19 protein-coding genes and 1 pseudogene are annotated in these 18,103 nt (G+C 71.4%); 15 read left to right on the top strand and 5 right to left on the bottom strand.

Annotation, left to right across the window (positions count from 1 at the left end; genetic code table 11):
- Nucleotides 1-14: 14 nt before the first annotated feature.
- Together BLW85_RS01995 and BLW85_RS01990 are read right to left on the bottom strand one after the other, a co-directional pair.
- Complete coding sequence (locus BLW85_RS01995; RefSeq protein ID WP_070029225.1) at nucleotides 15-407, bottom strand: VOC family protein; 393 nt, start codon at nucleotides 405-407, stop codon at nucleotides 15-17.
- A gap of 81 nt (nucleotides 408-488) precedes the next feature.
- Nucleotides 489-1,661: a CapA family protein gene (locus tag BLW85_RS01990; RefSeq protein ID WP_079172220.1), complete on the bottom strand. Its 1,173-nt coding sequence runs from the start codon at nucleotides 1,659-1,661 to the stop codon at nucleotides 489-491.
- A 267-nt stretch (nucleotides 1,662-1,928) separates the two neighbouring features.
- On the opposite strand from BLW85_RS01990, the gene BLW85_RS01985 reads away from it, so the two are divergent.
- The 11 genes and pseudogenes from BLW85_RS01985 to BLW85_RS01935 all read left to right on the top strand — a co-directional run.
- Nucleotides 1,929-2,600 carry a TetR family transcriptional regulator gene (locus tag BLW85_RS01985; RefSeq protein ID WP_074990218.1) on the top strand — a complete coding sequence of 224 codons (672 nt, stop codon included), beginning with the start codon at nucleotides 1,929-1,931 and terminating at the stop codon, nucleotides 2,598-2,600.
- A gap of 7 nt (nucleotides 2,601-2,607) precedes the next feature.
- Nucleotides 2,608-3,387, top strand: coding sequence for an SDR family NAD(P)-dependent oxidoreductase (locus BLW85_RS01980; RefSeq protein ID WP_070029223.1), 780 nt, complete (start codon nucleotides 2,608-2,610; stop codon nucleotides 3,385-3,387).
- Nucleotides 3,388-3,410: 23 nt separating this feature from the next.
- Nucleotides 3,411-4,451 (top strand): NAD(P)-dependent alcohol dehydrogenase, encoded by a 1,041-nt coding sequence (locus BLW85_RS01975; RefSeq protein WP_070029222.1) that lies wholly within the window; start codon nucleotides 3,411-3,413, stop codon nucleotides 4,449-4,451.
- Nucleotides 4,452-4,745: 294 nt separating this feature from the next.
- Nucleotides 4,746-5,405 (top strand): TetR/AcrR family transcriptional regulator, encoded by a 660-nt coding sequence (locus BLW85_RS01970; protein ID WP_070029221.1) that lies wholly within the window; start codon nucleotides 4,746-4,748, stop codon nucleotides 5,403-5,405.
- Between the two features lie 323 nt (nucleotides 5,406-5,728).
- Nucleotides 5,729-6,949, top strand: coding sequence for a cytochrome P450 (locus BLW85_RS01965; protein ID WP_074990217.1), 1,221 nt, complete (start codon nucleotides 5,729-5,731; stop codon nucleotides 6,947-6,949).
- A gap of 55 nt (nucleotides 6,950-7,004) precedes the next feature.
- Nucleotides 7,005-7,199 carry a ferredoxin gene (locus BLW85_RS01960; RefSeq protein ID WP_070029219.1) on the top strand — a complete coding sequence of 65 codons (195 nt, stop codon included), beginning with the start codon at nucleotides 7,005-7,007 and terminating at the stop codon, nucleotides 7,197-7,199.
- The gene (locus tag BLW85_RS01955) at nucleotides 7,196-8,461 is read left to right on the top strand and encodes an NAD(P)/FAD-dependent oxidoreductase (protein ID WP_074990216.1); all 1,266 of its coding nucleotides are present in this window, start codon (nucleotides 7,196-7,198) and stop codon (nucleotides 8,459-8,461) included. Before BLW85_RS01960 ends, BLW85_RS01955 begins: the two co-directional genes overlap by 4 nt.
- A 320-nt stretch (nucleotides 8,462-8,781) precedes the next feature.
- Complete coding sequence (locus BLW85_RS01950; RefSeq protein WP_208624808.1) at nucleotides 8,782-8,919, top strand: hypothetical protein; 138 nt, start codon at nucleotides 8,782-8,784, stop codon at nucleotides 8,917-8,919.
- 250 nt (nucleotides 8,920-9,169) lie between these two features.
- Nucleotides 9,170-9,586 carry a DUF3224 domain-containing protein gene (locus BLW85_RS01945; RefSeq protein WP_070029217.1) on the top strand — a complete coding sequence of 139 codons (417 nt, stop codon included), beginning with the start codon at nucleotides 9,170-9,172 and terminating at the stop codon, nucleotides 9,584-9,586.
- Nucleotides 9,583-9,957 carry an ester cyclase gene (locus tag BLW85_RS01940; protein WP_074990214.1) on the top strand — a complete coding sequence of 125 codons (375 nt, stop codon included), beginning with the start codon at nucleotides 9,583-9,585 and terminating at the stop codon, nucleotides 9,955-9,957. Before BLW85_RS01945 ends, BLW85_RS01940 begins: the two co-directional genes overlap by 4 nt.
- Nucleotides 9,958-10,031: 74 nt before the next feature.
- A pseudogene (locus BLW85_RS01935) lies at nucleotides 10,032-10,715 on the top strand (transposase); the annotation flags it as partial.
- A gap of 58 nt (nucleotides 10,716-10,773) precedes the next feature.
- Here BLW85_RS01935 and BLW85_RS01930 read toward each other — a convergent pair.
- Nucleotides 10,774-11,001, bottom strand: coding sequence for a DUF5133 domain-containing protein (locus BLW85_RS01930; RefSeq protein WP_070029215.1), 228 nt, complete (start codon nucleotides 10,999-11,001; stop codon nucleotides 10,774-10,776).
- 269 nt (nucleotides 11,002-11,270) lie between these two features.
- Between BLW85_RS01930 and BLW85_RS01925 the strand changes: the two genes are divergently transcribed.
- Nucleotides 11,271-11,762, top strand: coding sequence for a hemerythrin domain-containing protein (locus BLW85_RS01925; protein ID WP_070029214.1), 492 nt, complete (start codon nucleotides 11,271-11,273; stop codon nucleotides 11,760-11,762).
- Nucleotides 11,763-11,882: 120 nt separating this feature from the next.
- Here the strand turns inward: BLW85_RS01925 and BLW85_RS01920 are convergent, their stop codons facing one another.
- Nucleotides 11,883-13,067 carry a serine hydrolase domain-containing protein gene (locus BLW85_RS01920; RefSeq protein ID WP_074990213.1) on the bottom strand — a complete coding sequence of 395 codons (1,185 nt, stop codon included), beginning with the start codon at nucleotides 13,065-13,067 and terminating at the stop codon, nucleotides 11,883-11,885.
- Between the two features lie 162 nt (nucleotides 13,068-13,229).
- On the opposite strand from BLW85_RS01920, the gene BLW85_RS01915 reads away from it, so the two are divergent.
- Entirely contained in the window at nucleotides 13,230-14,606 is a 1,377-nt protein-coding gene (locus tag BLW85_RS01915) for an MFS transporter (RefSeq protein ID WP_074990212.1), read from the top strand.
- Here the strand turns inward: BLW85_RS01915 and BLW85_RS01910 are convergent.
- Nucleotides 14,573-15,169: a TetR/AcrR family transcriptional regulator gene (locus BLW85_RS01910; RefSeq protein WP_070029211.1), complete on the bottom strand. Its 597-nt coding sequence runs from the start codon at nucleotides 15,167-15,169 to the stop codon at nucleotides 14,573-14,575. The two genes, BLW85_RS01915 and BLW85_RS01910, sit on opposite strands and share 34 nt — an antisense overlap.
- Before the next feature lie 150 nt (nucleotides 15,170-15,319).
- On the opposite strand from BLW85_RS01910, the gene BLW85_RS01905 reads away from it, so the two are divergent.
- Entirely contained in the window at nucleotides 15,320-16,876 is a 1,557-nt protein-coding gene (locus BLW85_RS01905) for a class I adenylate-forming enzyme family protein (protein ID WP_074990211.1), read from the top strand.
- A 24-nt stretch (nucleotides 16,877-16,900) separates the two neighbouring features.
- Nucleotides 16,901-18,103: an acyl-CoA dehydrogenase family protein gene (locus tag BLW85_RS01900; RefSeq protein WP_070029208.1), complete on the top strand. Its 1,203-nt coding sequence runs from the start codon at nucleotides 16,901-16,903 to the stop codon at nucleotides 18,101-18,103.

The following is an 18,103-nucleotide window of genomic DNA, read 5'->3' as shown; positions in this document are numbered from 1 at the left end:
AGTTCCCGGGCAGGTCAGCCCTGCTTGGGGGCCGTGACGGGCGTCAGACGCAGGGTGAAGGAGTGACCGGCCGGGTCGGCGTATCCGCGTTCCTCGTACGGCCCCGCCGGGTCCTTCGTGTCGATCGGTCGGCCCCCGAGTCCCACCACCCGCCGCTCGGCCTCGTCCATGTCCTCGACCAGGAAGACCAGATGGGCCTGGAGGGAGTTCTCCGGGCGCGGCCAGCTGGGCGAAGTGGCGTTCATGTCACGGCGGAAGGCCAGCCGTACCCCGTCGGCACCACGGATCTCCACGAGGTTGGCGGAGACACCCGTCTGCTCGCCTTCCAGCAACTCCTTGTAGAACACCGCGAGTTTCTCGGGCTCGGCGCAGTCGAGGACCACGAAGCCCGCCTTCACCAAAGTCATGCTTCCTCCCGTGGGATGGCCTGCCTCTGCGGATATCCCCGGTTGCCGGATTCAGTCGGCGGCGGTGAGGCCCGGGTGCCCTCACGGGTGCCGGATCGTCCCCTGCGCCGAGATCCGCGCGGCGTGCGGGCCGAAGTCCTCTTCCGACATGGCGGAGACGAGGTCGATCGCCTCGCCCCCCGGCTCAGGAGTGCCGGGTGCCACGATCCGGGTCGGGCGCAGCTGCCCGGATACGTAGCCGCCGTCGGCGCGGAGGGTCACCTGGAGCACGCCACTGGTCGACAGTGTGCCGCCGAGCCCGAGCACCCCGTATCCGGTGAAGTTGCCGAGGCTGTAGGCGATCAGCCTGCCCTTGTAGAACTCCATGCCCCGCATCACGTGCGGGCCGCTGCCCACGACGAGGTCGGCCCCGGCGTCGATCACCGCGTGGCTGAAGCGGTAGCCGTCGCCCCGGTTCTCGCCGAGGAAGTACTCGGTGCCGGGTTCCACGTGGGTGCGGTCCGAGCCCTCCGCGCCGGCGTGCATGGTGACGATCACGATGTCCGCCATCTTCGCGGCGCGCGCGGTGAGTTGCCGGGCGGCGGGGATGTCCGTGATGTCGTTCGCCCCGTGGTCGGGGGCGAACCCGATGAGCGCGACCCTGATCCCGTGCACCCGCTGCACGGTGATCTGGCCCAGGCGGCCGGTGTACAGCAGGTTCGCCGAGCGCAACGCGGCGAACGTCTCGCGCCGACCCTCCGCGCCGAAGTCGTCGATGTGATTGTTCGCCGTGTTCATGGCCGTGAACCCGGCCTTCTCGAGCAGGCGGCCGTAGGACGGCGGGACACGGAACGCGAAGCAGTTCGGGCCCTCGATGGAGTCGCACTTGCTGGAGCCGCCGGTGGTGAGCGTGCCCTCCAGGTTTCCGAGCACCACGTCCCCGGTGAGCAGTTCCTCCACGGGGTCGAAGAACGAGGCGCCGTCGTCCGGCGGCAGGTCGTCCGGCAGCGAACCCATCACGACGTCCCCCACGGCGGCGATCCGCACGTCGCCCGCGGGGCGCGGCGGGGCCGGTGCGCCGAGCGACGTGGTCGCCCGCGTGGGGGCCTGGGGAGAGCGGACGGATGCCGGGTGCTTGGCGCCGCCACGGGACACCAGGGCCGCAAGGACCACCACCGCGGCGGCCCCGGCCAGGAAGAGGGTGAACGGGCGGCGGCGTCCCGGCCGCCGCCGTTCGCGCCGCCGTCGAGGGCACTGACCGCCGGACGTGATCACCGGCTCATGCTACGGAGCGACCACCCGCTCCTGGCGCAGTGTCACCCACCGGCGTGTTCCCGGCGTCGTCGGCGCCCGCCTGCCGGGGCCGCCGTCAACAGTGTGCGCGCGGACGGACGATGAGCCGAGAAGGCGTGTCGCCTTCGAGGTGGCCTCCTCGGCCGTGGCATCAGGCGACGGACGCTGCCCTTGGCGATATGTCCCAGTGAGACAAGTGTCCCACCGGGAAATGTGTCCCACTGGGACACGAGGGGTTATCGTGACGGCATGAAGGCAACGGAGCCCCCCACCGCCACCACCGAGGACCGGCGACAGCGCAAGGCCCGGAAGACGCGTGAGGCGCTGGCCACCGCTGCGGTCGATCTGATCCTCGAACGCGGTCTCGCCGCCACCACGGTGGAGGCCGTGGCCGAGCGGGCCGATGTGACCCGCCGGACCTTCAGCCGGTACTTCGCCGGCAAGGAGGACGCGGCCCTCGACTTCGTCCGCGGTGACGGCGACCGCATCAACGCCCTCCTGCGGAAGCGCCCCGCCGCCGAACCTCCCCTGCTGGCCTACCGCTCAGCCGTACGCGACTGGCTCGCCGACCGCGAGAACCCGGCCTGGCACGTCCGGCCCCGGATGCGCCGGCTGCTGGCCCTCGTGGACAGCGAACCCGCCCTTTTCGCCGCGTACGAACGCATCCGGGTCGACGCCCAGGAGGAGTCGATCCGCATCATCGCCGAACGGCTCGACACCGATGACGAACGGGACGTACGCCCCGCCGTCGTGGTCGACGCCGCCGCCGGAGTCCTCACCGCCGCGCTGCGCCTGTGGGCGCGGGGCGCGCCGGGCGACGACTCCGCCGCCGCAGACCTCGCCGCCCTGGTGGAGCGGGCCTACGACGCCCTGACCTCGGAGGCCGCCCAAGCGGCCGCCGACCGCAACAGCGAAGAGTGAAGGCACCATGAGCACTGTCTCGAACACCGAATACCCGACCGAGTTCGCCGGGCGCCGCGCCCTGGTGACCGGTTCCGCCTCCGGCATCGGCCTGGCCACCGCCCGCCGGCTGGGCGCCGGCGGCGCCGCGGTCGTCATCGCCGACCACAACGAGGAAGGCGCCGCGAAGGCCGCCGCCGAACTGAAGGCCGAGGGCATCAAGGCCGCCGCCGTCCGGCTGGACGTCACCTCGCCCGAGTCGGTCGCCGCCGCCGTCGCCTTCACCGTCGACACCTTCGGCGGCCTCGACCTGGCCGTGAACAACGCCGGTATCGGCGGCCCGAGCGCGCCCACCGGCGAGTACGACATCGAGGCCTACGACCGCGTCGTACGCACCAACCTCGACGGCGTCTTCTACTCCCTGCGCCACGAACTGCCCGCCATCGAGGCCACCGGCAACGGCGGCGCGATCGTCAACGTCGCCTCCATCCTCGGCTCGGTCGGCTTCGCCGGCTCCGCCGCCTACGTCGCCGCCAAGCACGGCGTGGTCGGTCTGACCAAGACCGCCGCCGCCGAGTACGCGGCCAAGAACATCCGCGTCAACGCCGTGGGCCCCGGCTTCATAGAGACCCCGCTGCTCCAGGGCATGGACCGGACGGCGTACGACGGCCTGGTCGCCCTGCACCCCGCCGGCCGCCTCGGCCGCCCCGAGGAGGTCGCGGAACTCGTCGCCTTCCTGCTGTCCGACCGCGCCTCGTTCGTGGCCGGCAGCTACCACCTCGTCGACGGCGCCTACACCGCCCTCTGAGCCCCGGAAAGGAGCCATACGCCATGAAGGCACTGCAGTACCGCACCGTCGGCGCCGCCCCCGAGGTCGTGACCGTCCCCGACCCCGAGCCCGGACCCGGCCAGGTCCTCCTGAAGGTCACCGCGGCCGGCGTCTGCCACTCCGACATCGCGGTGATGAGCTGGCCCGCCGAGAACTTCCCCTACCCGCTGCCGCTGACCCTCGGGCACGAGGGCGTGGGCACCGTCGCCGCACTGGGCGCCGGCGTCACCGGGCTCGGCGAGGGCGACGCCGTTGCCGTCTACGGCCCCTGGGGCTGCGGCAACTGCGCCAAGTGCGCGGAGGGCAAGGAGAACTACTGCCTGCGCGCCGCCGAGTTGGGCATCATGCCGCCCGGCCTCGGCTCCCCGGGCTCGATGGCCGAGTACATGATCGTCGACGATCCCCGGCACCTGGTGCCGCTGGAGGGCCTGGACCCGGTGGCGGCCGTACCGCTCACCGACGCGGGCCTCACGCCCTACCACGCGATCAAGCGTTCGCTGCCCAAGCTGGTCGCCGGCTCCACCGCCGTCGTCATCGGCACCGGCGGGCTCGGCCACGTCGCCATCCAGCTGCTGCGCGCCATGACCCCGGCCCGGGTCATCGCCCTGGACGTCACCGAGGACAAGCTCGAACTGGCCCGCTCCGTCGGCGCCCACGAGGCCGTGCTCTCCGACGCCGAGGCCGCAGGCAAGGTCCGCGACCTGACCTCCGGCACCGGCGCGCAGGCCGTCTTCGACTTCGTCGGCGTGGAGCCGACCGTCCGCACCGCCGCCGCCGTCGCCGGTGTCGAGGCCGACGTCACCATCGTCGGCATCGGCGGTGCCGCGCTGCCCGTCGGCTTCGGCCTGCTGCCCTTCGAGGTCTCGGTCACCGCTCCCTACTGGGGCACCCGCGCCGAACTCATCGAGGTGCTCGCGCTGGCCCGTTCCGGCGCCGTGTCGGTGCACACCGAGACGTTCTCGCTCGACGACGCCCCGATCGCCTACGAGCGGCTGCACGCCGGCACGATCAACGGTCGTGCGGTGATCCTCCCCAACGGCTGACCACCGCGTCCCGGCCCGGCCACCGCATCCATCCTCACCCGCGGTGGCCGGGCCGGTGTGCGCGTGGTGCGCGTTGTGCGAGTGCGTTGCCGAGGATGTCCCGCAGCGCGGGGGAGGGGCAGGGCGGCGGCGGTGACGGCGGACCGCCCGTCCCGGTTCGGGGCGATGCGGCGGAAGACGACGCGCCGGTCGGCAGAGGGTGTCATGTAGGTTCGGGTCGGTGCCGCGCTGATCCGCGCACGGTGCTCTCCGGCCGCTGCGGTGCCGGTGTCCGGATGCGAGGGAGGTGCGGCGGTGGCCGAGCAGAAGCAGAACGGTGGCGGGACCGTCGGGGCCGCCGCCGAGCGAACCATCCGCGTACGCAACCCGCGCGGGCAGGGAGAACGGCTGCGCGAGGAGATCCTGCGGGCCGCAGGGGGACTGCTGGAGCAGGTGGGCAGCGAGGACGCCCTGTCGCTGCGCGCCGTGGCCCGGGAGGTCGGCATCGCCACCCCGAGCATCTACCGCCACTTCTCCGACAAGACGGAGCTGGTGTGGGCGGTGCTGGCGGAGCACTACGAGCGGCTGGCCGGCATCATGTCCGAGGCCGACGGCTCGGCGCCCGCGGACGACCAGCTCGCACGGCTGCGCTCCCAGCTGATCGCGTACTGTCGATTCGCGATCGCGAATCCGGCGAAGTACCGCCTGATGTGCGAGACCTGGCAGACCCCGGTGGACGAGGAGCGCCTGCACGGCCACCCCGCTGGGCTGCTCCTGCGCGGCCTGAGCCGGGCGCTCACCGCGTGCGAGGAGGCCGGCTGGCGGGTGCGGGGCACCCGCGCGGACGCCCCGTACCTGCTGTGGTGCGCGCTGCACGGCCGGATCACCCTGTGGCAGGTGATGCCGCGCCGCAAGGACCCCGCCCGGCTCGACCGCTTCGTCGACGAACTGCTCGACCTTCTGCTGGAGCGCTGACCGGCACCGCCCCGCACGCCCCTGACGGGCGTGTGTCCGAGCAGCCGCGTTCCTGGCCGACGCCTGTCCGAGCGGTCGCGTCCCCTGGCCGGAGCCCCTCGCATCCGGCGCTCCCTTGTCGGGCGCCCCTCTGAGGCTGAGCGCACTTCCCTGACCAGTGCTTTCTCCGGCGGTGTATCCGAGGCGGGGCGGTCCCGGCGGCGCCGTCCACCCGTCCGCCGGATTTTCTTCACTTTTTCTGACGTCCGGACGGCGTCATGTCCTAGGGATACAGCTGTAAGCTAACAAGTGTTATCCAACGTGTTCTCCCCCCAAGGAGCGGCATGACCACCGCAGCACTTCCCGCGCTTCCCACTCAGCCGCCCTCCGGTTGCCCCTTCGACCCCCCGGAGGGACTGGCCCGGCTGCGGATCGAGGAGCCCCTGTCGAAGGTCGCCCTGGACGACGGCGGCTGGGCCTGGCTGGCCACGCGTTACGCGGACGTCCGGGCGATCCTCGGCGACGCGCGCTTCAGCTCCGACACCTCCACCCCCGGCTATCCGATCAGCGGCATGACCGGCGGCAGGCCGCGCCCCGGCGCCACCCGCGGCTTCATCCGCATGGACCCGCCGGAGCACACCAGGCTGCGCCGCATGGTCACCCGCGACTTCATGGTCAAGCGGGTCGAGGCCCTGCGCCCGACCCTGCAGAAGCTCACCGACGAGCTGTGCGACGCCATGGAGCGCACCGACCGCTCCGAGCACCCCGTCGACCTGGTCAAGGCCCTGGCACTGCCGTTGCCCTCGCTCGCCATCAGCCTGCTGCTGGGCGTGCCCTACGAGGACCACGACACCTTCCAGCGGCTGACCGGCGCCCTGCTCGCCCGGGAGATCCCCGAGGAGGAGCGCGGCGCGGCCCGCACCGAGCTGCTCGCCTACATCGACGACCTGGTCGAGACGAAGAAGGCCGAGCCGGGCGACGACATCCTCAGCCGCCTGGTCACCGAGCAGTACGACAAGGGAGAGCTGACCCACGACGACCTCGTCGCGTTCGCCGTGCTGCTGCTGGTCGCCGGACACGAGACGACGGCCAACATGATCGGCCTGAGCGCCCTGACCCTGATGCTCGACCAGGAGACCGCCGACCGGCTGCGCGAGGACCCCTCCCTCATCCGCGGCGCCGTGGAGGAGCTGCTGCGCTTCCACAGCATCATCCGCAACGGCCCGCGCCGCGCGGCCCTTGAGGACGTCGAGGTCGGCGGGCAGCTCATCCGCAAGGGCGAGGGCGTCATCGTCGCCGTGCCGTCCGCCAACCGCGACGAGGACACCTTCCCCGACGCCGGTCGGCTCGACATCCGCCGCCCCAACGCCCAGCACCACGTGGCCTTCGGCTACGGCATCCACCAGTGCCTGGGCCAGGCCCTGGCCCGCGCCGAGTTGCAGGTGGTCATCACCACCCTGCTGCGCCGCTTCCCCGGGATGCGCCCCGCCGTGCCGGTCGAGGAGATCCCCTTCCGCACGGACATGGTCATCTACGGCTGCCACGCGCTGCCGGTCACCTGGTGACCAAATCCCCGAACCCCCAGGGATCACGACTCCCCCCACACAGAAGGAATCACCGATGAAGATCACCGTCGACGAAGCGAAGTGCTGCGGCGCCGGCCAGTGCGTGCTGGTCGCCCCCGAGGTCTTCGACCAGCGTGACGAGGACGGCATCGTCGTCCTGCTGAACGCATCTCCGGACGCCGCGCAGCACGCCGCGGTCCGCGAGGCCGCCACCATCTGCCCGGCCGCGGCCATCCAGGTGCGCGAATGAGCACCGCCCGCCCCCGCATCGCCGTCGTCGGCGCCGCCGCGGCCGGACTGGCCGCGGCGGAGGGGCTGCGACGCCTGGGCTGGGACGGGGAGATCACCCTCGTCGGCGACGAGCCCCACCTGCCCTACGACCGCCCGCCGCTGTCCAAGCAGGTCCTCTCCGGCGCCTGGGAGCCCGAGCGCACCGCGCTGCGGGACACCACGCAGATCACCGACCTGGAACTCGACCTGAGACTGGGCACCCGTGCCCGTGCCTACGACCCGGGACAGCGCACGCTCACCCTGGACGGCGACGGGCAGGCGGTCCTGCGGTGTGCCGGTGTCATCGCCGCCACCGGTGTGACACCCCGCGCCCTGCCCGGCACCGCGGGGGTCCGCGGTGTGCACGTCCTGCGCACCCTGGACGACGCGCTCCGCCTGCGCGAACGCCTGGCCACGCCCGGCCGGCGGCTCGCCGTCGTCGGCAGTGGCGTGCTCGGCGCCGAGGCCGCCGCCGTGGCGCGCACCCTCGGCCACGACGTGGCCCTCGTCGGCACCCAGGACACCCCCATGCGGCGGGTGCTGGGCGCGGAGGTCGGAGAACTCCTCGCCGAGGCCCACCGCGCCCACGGTGTCACCCTGCACACAGGGCGGGCGGTCACCGGCGTCACCGAGCGGTCCGGACGGGCGAGCGGCGTCGTCCTCGCCGACGGCACCGTCGTGGAGGCCGACGACGTCCTCCTCGCCATCGGCTCCGTTCCCGCCGTCGACTGGCTGCGCGGGCCCGGCGCCGACGCGGCGGGCCTGGACCTGTCCGACGGTCTCGGCTGCGACGAGTTCTGCGCCGCGGCCCCGGGGCTGTACGGCGCGGGCGACGTGGCCCGCTGGTACCACCCCGTGCTGCGACGGCACCTGCGGATCGAGCACCGCATGAACGCCAGCGAGCAGGGTCTGGCCGCCGCCCGCAATCTGCTGGCCGAGCTGGACCCGGAACGCTTCGGCGAACGCCGCCCGTTCGCTCCGGTGCCCTACTTCTGGTCCGACCAGTACAGCCTGAAGCTCCAGGCGTACGGCGTCCTGGCCGACGCGGAGCGCATCCAGGTGCTGTGTCTCGACAAGGACCCGCTGCGGCTGGCCGCGCTGTACGGCACGCCCGACCACGCCACCGGAGCCCTGGCCATCGGCCTGCCGCCACGCCAGGCCAGGTCCCTGCGCGCACTGGTCGCCACGCCGTCGCTCTGGCCGGAGGCCACCGCACGGCTGGCCGAGGCGGTGGAGGGATGAGCCGGTTGCCGCCCTGCGCCTGAACGGGGCAACCGGCTCGTCTGCCGGGCGGACGCCGGACCCTGCGGACCGGCCGGTTCTGTCAGCGGTTGCCGTCGGATCGCGGTCCGCTCGCCGGAAACTCGCGGGCAGCTACGACGACCATGCCGCGGCGGTCACCTGGACGTCCGCCGAACTGGCGTTCGGTGTTAGCAGAGCGTGAAGAGTCCGAGCGCGGTGGGGCGTTGACGCTGCGGCACGCCGTCTCCGGCCACCACCGAGAGGGTGGCCTGGCCGGAGGCGGCCACGAAGACTGCGGTCTTTGGGCACTGGGTGCGGCCATGGCCGTCTGCAACATCACCGGCGCCGCCCTCGGAGCCCGCACCGCCATCAAGCGGGGCTCCGGGTTCATCCGCGGCGTCCTGCTCGTGGTCGTCATGGCTCTGGTGGTCAAGCTCGCCGTCGACCAGTTCGGATGAGGCCGCTAGACGATCAGCGTTGTGCTGTCGGCGGTGGAGAGCCCACGGCCATGACGCCTCGGGCGGTCAGCGTCCGCGCCGGTGCATGGATCTGGGGCGCGTATCGAGTCGTGATCACCTTGCGGGGTGCGGTGGGCTGCGGAGATGAGTCGGCAGATCCCGACCCAGCTGTCCGCGCTGCGGGTCAGTCGCTTCAGCTTCGGCCGTCCAGAGGGAGAGCGGTGTCAGACCGCACCGATACGGTCGTTCCATGAGAGCTACAGGAACGTTCACTGTCGAAGCGTTCGTCCCGGCTGAGTTGAAACCGGACCCGGCTGTGTCGACCGGGCTTCCAGTGGGCGCCGCAACCATGGAGAAGCACTTCGAGGGTGAGGTTGCCGGTCGCTCGGCGACCCTGTTTACCGCGGCGTTCGACCAGGCGACCGGCGTAGGCACCTACGTGGCCATGGAGTCGTTCGAAGGCTCGCTGTGCGGCCGGGCCGGCGCCTTCAACTTCGCCCACTCGGCGACGACGTCCGGCAGCGATCGCACAGCTGAGTTCTTCACCATCGTGCCGGCGAGCGGTACGGGAGAGCTGACCGGGGTCTCCGGTGGTGGAGGAACGGCCGTCGACGCCGATGGAACGCATCGGATCTGGTTCGACTACGAATTGGAAGCGGGTCGATGACAGACGAAGCGCACGAAGCAAGGGCCGTCGGCATGCTCATGTACGAGGCCTTCAATGGCCGGAACCTGGCTGCCCTGGAGACGATCCTCGCACCGGACTTCGTGAGCCACCCGTTGGGAACGGCCGGTATCGGGGCCGTCGCCGATGCCTGGTCCAAGATGTTCGCAGCCCATCCCGACATACATGTCTCCGTCGAGGACATGCTCGTGGACCGCGACCGGGTCGCCGTCCGCTCCGTGCTGCACGGGCTTTCGAACTCCGCGCCGACCGGTGCGGAGCCTGCACCCACCATGATGGAGATCTTCCGAGTTCAGCACGGCCTGATCGCCGAGCTATGGGGCCTGTCCAGTCTCGGCCGACAGGCCAGTTAAGGCGCGCATCGAGTCACAGTCAATCTGCGGGATGCGCTCTCATGGCAGGGCCCAGGGCCGGTAGATCAACCTACATGACACGCATGCAACTGACGGACAAAGAGGGGGAGTTCGTCGGGCCGTACCTGCCCATCGGCAGGTACGGCCCGTAACCGAAGCGGTTGCGGCAGCAGTCCGAAGGCGTGACCTGACGGTTCAAGGCCGGCGGCCAGCGGCGGGAGATGCCGCAGGAGTTGGGCGCTTGGGCGACCGTGCACAGCGACTTCCGGCAGTGGCACGACGCCGGCGTCTCCGAGGGCCTGTTGGAGGGCCTGATCGCGGCAGCAGCACGGCGGGGCATCGTGGACCTGACCTTGGTCAGTGTCGACTCCACCACCATGCGCGCCCACCACGACGCTGCCGGGATGCACCTGGACCAAGACCTCCTCACCGTCCTGGAGAAGGTCGCCACCGAGGACGAGAAGGCCAGGTCAAAGGGGGCGGCTTCGACAAACAAGGCGGGCACGACACCGCGACCGATGCCAACCGGGGAGGAGCGACGACACATCCGGCGTTGCCGCAGGCTGCGGCTGACGGCCGCTCTCTCGATCGCTTAGTCCTGACTGCGGGTCAGGTAGCCGACAGCCCGGCATTTCATCCCGATGCTGAAGAAGATACGGGTCCGTGGGCCTGTCGGCCGCCTTCGCACGCGGCCGAACGCGGTCGCCGGGGACAAGGCCTACTCGTCGTTCGGCAACCGCGCCTACCCGCGTAGACGCCCGACCACCCCTTGATAACGACTCAATACGCGCCCTAGCGGGGCGGCCGTGGAACCGGTCAGGCGCTGAGCAGGGAGTCGTCCTGCGGGCGGGCGCCGGGCAGACGGTGGCGGGCGGCGATGAGCGCGGCGTCGACATCACGGGTTCCGGTCGCCACACACAGGGTGTAGGCGACGTCGTCCATGCGCTGGCGCACCTCGGGGCTGCCGTCTTCGGCGTGCAGAATCCGCAGCGTCTCGTACTGCTCGACCAGGTTCTTCAGTACGGCGGGGTGTGCCATGAGCATCTGGGGTCTCCCTCATCACCACGAACCACTTGGTAACTACAGCGACCCTTGTGCCCCGGTTCCCGGCCGCCATACCCGTGGATTTCGCAAGGGCGGCCGGGGCCGATGGTGACGGCCTCGCCCTGGGCGGGGTCCCCGGCCGCGCAGGTCGTGCGGCCGGACGGGGCACCGGCCGGGGCGTCGTGGCCGGGGAAAGCGGAAGCCATCAACGCGGACGGCCAGGGTAAGCGGTAGTGACCCAACCGTTCGCACGAAAGTGGTGCCCTGCCATGGCCGAGACACGTGACGTCGTCGAGCTCATCCTTCAAGACCACCGGCGCATGGAGGATCTGTTCCGCCTGATGCGCAGCGTCGAGGCCGACCGGGCCGCCGCGCTGCGGGAGTTCGCGGACCTGCTGATCGCCCACGCGCTGGCCGAGGAGGCCAAGGTCTATCCCGCCCTGAAGCGCTACAAGGACATCGACGACGAAGAGGTCGAACACGGCGAGCACGAGCACGACGAGGGCAACAAGGCACTGCTGGACCTCCTGGAGGTGGAGGAGGTCGGCTCCGAGGAGTGGGACTCCAAGCTGGAGGCGCTGGTGGAAGCCGTCACCCACCACGCCGACGAGGAGGAACGCACCATCCTCAACGGCGCGCGCGAGAACGTGGCGATGGAGCGGCGTGAGGAACTGGGAGCGGCGTTCACGCAGGAGCGCGAGCGCCGGCTGAAGGCCGGCTGCGGCTCGCTCGACAACGTGCGCGACATCGTCGGTTCCTGATCACGCCCGGGCCCGGCCGCGGGGTGCGGTGCGCGAGGACGTGTCCGGGCCGGGCCCGGAGCGGGCCGCCGCCGCTACCCGCCCGGCGCCGGCCGGGTCCTCGCACCGGTCGGGCACTGCTCACGAGTTGAGATGGACCCCGATCCGGACGAACGCCTGCACCAGCGGCACCGGGGGCACCGCGGGCGACATGACCTGAGAACCGAAGTGGACGACCACGAGGTCCAGGCCCGGTGACACGAACAGCCGCTGGCCGTGGATGCCGCTGGCCATGTAGGAACCGTAGGAGTCGTTCAGGACCCACCACAGGTCGTGGTAGGAGAGCGTGGCCGGTGAGCCGGGGGGCGCGGCCGGGAAGCGGACGCGGCGGGGGTAGCCGTCGGGGACGCCGCCGGCGATCGTGCCGGCCACTTCCTCCGGGACCACCTGCCTGCCCCCCACCGCCCCGCCGCAGCGCAGCATCTCGCCGAGTCGCGCCACATCGCGCGCTGTGGCGCTGAAGCCTCCGCAGGCGGCTTCGACACCATCGCCGTCCAGGATGTAGTAGGCGTCCTCCTGCGCCCCCATCCTGGCCCACAGGACATCGCTGAGCAGGGCGGACGTGGTCAGGCCCGTGACCCGGCGGAGCACTTCGGCCAGCGTCTCCACGTTGCCGTTCTCGTAGCGGAACTCCTCTCCCGGGGCCCCGGTGGCGCGGGCCGTCAGGAGATGCTCGCGGATGGTCGTGGGACCGCTGTAGCCGAAGGGCCGCAGCTGGGGGGCGATCACCGCGTGGTACCGCTGGGCCTCGGTCGCCTTGTCGAAGGGACGGCCCGCATAGCTCACCCGCGTGCCCATGTGCAGCAGGTCCTGCACCCGGGCGTCCCCGAACGCCGTCCCGGCGAGTTCCGGCACGTAGGCGGAGGCCGTCGCCGTACGGTCCAGGACCCCCTGATGAGCCAGCGTCGCCGCGACCAGCCCGAGGTAGGACTTGGCCGCCGAGGCGTTGAAGTGAGGGGTGTGCGCGTCGGCGCCGTGCGGATAACGCTCGTAGCGGACCCGGCCTCGGTGCAGCACGAGGAACGCGTCCGTCTGGGCCGCGGCGAACAGGTCCGGGAGCTTGAGCGCCCCGGCGTCGGTGCTCACCACGTCGAGCGCGTCGAGATCGGCCTCGGCGCTCGGCAGGGGGCGCGCGGGCTCCTCGCCCCGCCACACCCGTCGGCTGGGTGACAGTTCGCGCCCCTGGAGCATGAAGCGGCGGATCCAGCCGGGGTCCGTGTAGCCGCGGGTCCACCGCAGATCGCTCAGCGGGGCTGTCTCGGTCATGGCTCACTCCTGTGTCGATCGGATTTTCCGAGGGCGCTGCTCTCGAGGCGTTGACCTCGCGGCTGTCCGGCGCCTAGGTTGCCAAATCGCTTCGTTCGTTACAAGACAAGTTGTTCGGGAACGTACTTCTCTTTCAATGCGCCGGAGCCCGCAGGAGTGCCCATGGCCAAGCAGCAACCCCGACCCGCCCCCCGCACGGACGCCGCCGGCCCTCCACCGGATCCGCGGACCGGTAGCCGACGCGCCTGGCTGATCACCGCGCTGATCGTGGCGTTCATGCTGGTCAACTACGCGGACAAGTGCGTCCTGGGCCTCGCGGCCGTGCCGATCATGGACGAGCTGCACATCGGCAACAGCACCTACGGTCTTGTCTCCAGCTCCTTCGCCCTGCTGTTCAGCCTCTCCGGCCTGGTCGTCGGGTTCGTGTCCGCGCGGGTGTCGAGCCGGGTCCTCCTGGTCGCCATGGCGGCCCTGTGGGCGGTGGCGCAGCTGCCCGTGCTCTTCGTGGCGACGGCACCGGCGCTCGCGGCGGGCCGCATCCTGCTGGGTGCGGCCGAGGGGCCGGCCGCACCCATGTCCATGCACGCGCTGTACAAGTGGTTCCCGGAGGGCCGGCGGGGCCTGCCGTCGGCGTTGCAGATCAGTGGCGCCGCGCTCGGTACGCTGATCGCCGCACCGGTCGTCACCTGGCTGATCACCGCGTTCGGCTGGCGCTCGGCCTTCGCCGCGCTCGCGGTGACGAGCGCCGTGTGGAGCCTGGTGTGGTGGCGGACGGGGCACGACGGGCCGTACGGCAACCATCCCGCGCCCGCAGCCGCGTCCGGGCCCGGGACCGCATGCCGGCTGCCGTACCGCAGGCTGCTGCTGAACGGCACCGTGCTGGGGAGCATCGCGGGGGCCTTCGGCGCCTCCTGGGCCCTGACGCTGAGCCAGGCGTGGCTGCCCGCCTACCTGCGCACGCAGCTCGGCATGTCACCGGGCGGCGCGGCCACACTCATCAGCGCCGTCTCGGCGTTCAGCTTCGTCCTGCTGCTGGCCGTGTCACCGCTGGTCGACGCACTGAACCGGCGAGGAGTGCCCAGCCGTTGGTCGTGCGGCGCGCCGCAGGGCGTCGCCGTCGCCGTCGCCGCGCTGGCCATGGCGGCCCTGCCCTTCACCGAGGCGCGGCCGCTGCTCCTGGCGCTGATCACGGTGGCGTTCGGCGCGCACGCCATCACCTTTCCGCTGCACTACATGACGACGGCCGCCGTCGTGCCGCCGCCACAACGGGGCGCGGTGTTCGGCATCGTCGCCGCCACCGGAACCCTGCCCGGGCTGGTCGCGCCGTACCTGACCGGACGCCTGCTGGACTCGGCGCCCTCGCAGGGCGCCGGATACCACCATGCCTTCCTGGTGTCGGCCGCGGTGATGATGGTCTGCGGTCTGGTCGCGCTGACCGCGATCCGGCCCGAGCGCGACGCGCGCAGGTTGCTCCCGGCGGGCCGGACCGCCGGGGAACGCGCGGATCAGGCCTGCGGCTCGAAGCCGCTGGCCCAGTAACGGCCGTGCAGCGCCAGGTCGAGCAGCATCCGGACCACCTCGGCGGCCGGCAACGACGGCGTGTCCTGCTCGACCCACCAGCGCAGCACCGCGATCTGCTCGCCGACCCACACCCGGGCCAGTAGTTCGGGGTCGATGCGCGGTTTCACGGCGTTGCGTTCCGCGCGGGCCCGGAACTCCTCGGTGGTGGCGCGGGCGCAGGCGTCCACGAACATCTGCAGTGGTTTGCCGTCGCCCTCGCCGCGCAGCACGATCCGGTACAGATCACGCTCCTCGCGCGCGTGCCGCAGCATCTCCAGGACCGGCTTGCCGGTGAACCCGACCGCGCTCTCGGCGACCGCGGGCGCCAGGCGCTCGGACAGCTCGGCCAGCAGATCGGCGGTCACGCGCGCGAACAGATCCTCCTTGTCGCGGAAGTGGGCGTAGAAGGTCGCGCGTGCCACGTCCGCGCGCTCGGTGATGTCCTCCACGGTCAGCGCGGTGAAACCCCGCTCCAGGACCAGCTCCACCAAGGCCGTCCCCAGAGCCCGGCGTGAGCGTCTGGTCCGCCTGTCCTCCGCCATGCGCCTCTCCTCCTCGATCTCCACGCACGGTCGCGGTGACGCATGCGGGGCCAGTCTAGAGACTCTTGACACGACAGTCGGTTACTAAACAGAGTGTCTGTTACTGATTGGCTTGTAAATCAGCGAACGCCAACTACTGAGTAGGCCCTCATGAACCTCGGCAGCTACCTCTCGCGCAGCGCCCGCTACTGGCCCCAGGCCCCCGCCCTCGTCTGCGAGGACCGCCTCTGGAGCTTCACCGACCTGGACCGGGCGGCCAACCGCCTGGCCTCCGCCCTGACCGCCCGGGGGCTGGGCCCCGGCGACGCCGTGGCCTCCCTCGCCTGGAACCGCGGGGAGCTGGTCGAGGTGGAATTCGCGCTGTACAAGGCCGGGTTGACGCGCGCACCGATCAACGCCCGGCTCGGCGCCGGGGAGATCGAGCACATCCTGCGCTACGCCCCCGTCCGCGTCCTCGTCTACGACGCCGCCCACCGCGAGGATGCCCTCGCGGCCATCGCCTCGGCGGGTACCGGATGCCTGCCGGTCTGCCTCGACGACGTGCGCCCCGGCGAGGTGTCCTACGGCGATCTGCTGGCCGAGGGCGACGAGGCGCCGGTGCGCGTCGAGGTCGAGGAGGACGCCCCCTGCGTCCTGAACTTCACCTCAGGCTCCACCGGCGCGCTCAAGGCGGCGGTACAGACGGTCGGCAACCGTCTCGCCAACATGCGCAAGCTGCTGATGGCCGACGAGTCCCGCCCCCGCCCCGGTACCCGTTACCTCGCCTGCGGGCCCATCACCCACGCCACCGGCATGGGCCTGCTCGCCGGCGTGTTCGGCGGTTCCACCACCTACGTCCTGCCGAGCTGGAGCCCGCGCAACTTCCTGGAGACGGTCGAGAAGGAACGCATCACCGCCACCTTCCTGGTGCCGGCCATGCTGAACACGGTGCTCGCCCATCCCGGCGCCGCCGACCACGACCTGCGCTCGCTGACGAGTGTGCGCATCGGCGGCGCGCCCATCTCCCCGCAGCGCCTGCGGGACGCGGTGGAGTTCTTCGGCCCGGTCGTCGCCCAGGGCTACGGGCTGGGCGAGACCACCAGTGTCGTCGCGGGCCTGAGCAGCGCGGAGATCGCCCATGCCGTGAAGGAGGACCCGGAGCTGCTCCAGTCGTGCGGCCGTGCGACCTACGACACCGAGATACGGGTCGTCGACGAGACGGGCCGGGAACTGGGCCCTCGGGAGATCGGCGAGGTGATCGTGCGCGGACCGGACTGCGTGCGGGAGTACTGGCGGGAGCCGGAGCTGTCGGCGCAGACCTTCCGCGACGGCTGGGTGCACACCGGGGACCTGGCGTGGATGCGGGAGGACGGCTACCTCTTCCTGGTGGACCGCAAGAAGGACATGATCATCTCGGGCGGCTTCAACATCTACTGCACCGAGGTGGAGGCCGCCCTGTACGAGCACCCCGCCGTGCGGGAAGCCTGTGTGGTCGGCGTGCCCGACGAGCAGTGGGGTGAGGCCGTCAAGGCCGTCGTCGTCATCCAGCCCGGTACGACGGTCACCGCCGAGGAGCTGATCGCCTTCTGCGCCGACCGGCTGGACCGCTTCAAGAAGCCGCGCTCGGTCGACTTCGTGCCCGGACTTCCCCACAACCGCAACGGCAAGCTCGACCGCAAAGCCGTACGCGAACCCTTCTGGGCGCACGCCACCCGCCGCGTCAACTGACCGCATCCTGTTCGGAGTCCTGCCGTGACCTTCTCCCTCCGCCCCTCCTACGACGACCCGCGCACCGCCGAACTCGTCGACCGCCTGCGCGACTACCTCGACGGCGAACTCGCCGACTACGAAAGCGCCCGCGGCCTGACCCACGCCGGCCGCCTCACCCGCGCCGACCTCGAACCCGTCTGGCGCCGCAGCCGCGAACTCGGCTTCTACGGCATCCACCTGCCCGCGGAGTACGGCGGCCAGGACCTCACCCACACCCAGCTGGCCGCCCTGAAGGAGGAGATCGGCGCCAGCGGGCGGGTCCTCGCCCACAGCGTGCTCGGTGACATGGGCGGCCCCCTACGCGCGGGCGACATCCTCAAACACGCCACCGAGTACCAGCTGGACACCTACCTGCTGCCGCTGATCCGCGGCGAGCGGGCTTGCTGCTTCTCCCTCACCGAGACCGACGCCGGCTCCGACGTCCGCTCCATGCGCACGGTCGCCGTACGCGACGCCGACGGCGGCGGCTACCGGCTGACCGGGCACAAGGTCTTCTCCTCCGCCGGCCCCTTCGCCGACTTCGCGATCGTCGTCGCCCGCATGGCCGGCACCGGCGAGCAGGAGGGTGACAAACCACGGTTCTCCGCGTTCCTCGTCGACCTGGACAGCCCCGGCTGCCGTGTCGAGGACGGGGCGACCCCCATGTCGGGCGAACACATCGAGAGCGACATCGTCCTGGACGACTGCCACGTCCCCGCCGCCAACCTCCTCGGTGAGGAAGGCAAAGGCATGCGCATCGCGCTCGGCCGGGTCACCACCAACCGCCTCCTGCACTGCCCCACCGTCCTCGGCGCCACCCGCCGCGCCCTCACCCTGACCCTCGACCGCGCCCGGACCCGCCAAGTGGCGGGCGGCCAACCCCTCTTGATGCTCCAGGCCATCCAGCACAAGCTCGCCGACATGGCCACGGAGTTCTACGCCGCCCGCTCCATGACCTATGCCGCGCTGGCGGCCCTGGACGCGGGCCGCGACGCGCAGACGGAAGCCTTCATGTGCAAACTGTTCGTCGCCGAGTCCGCCTTCCGCATCCTCGACGAGGCCGTGCAGATCCACGGCAAGGAAGGGCTCACCCAGGGCAACGAGATCGAGTACCTCTTCCGCAAGATCCGCATGTTCCGCGTCCTCACCGGCACGTCCGAGATCCAGCGCAACGGCATCGCCAAGCTCCTGGCCTTCAACCACTAG

Source organism: Streptomyces misionensis (assembly GCF_900104815.1).
In the GTDB taxonomy this organism is placed as follows: domain Bacteria; phylum Actinomycetota; class Actinomycetes; order Streptomycetales; family Streptomycetaceae; genus Streptomyces; species Streptomyces misionensis.
The sequence above is the reverse complement of the archived record's forward strand: the minus strand, read 5'-3'. Positions and strand labels throughout refer to the sequence as shown.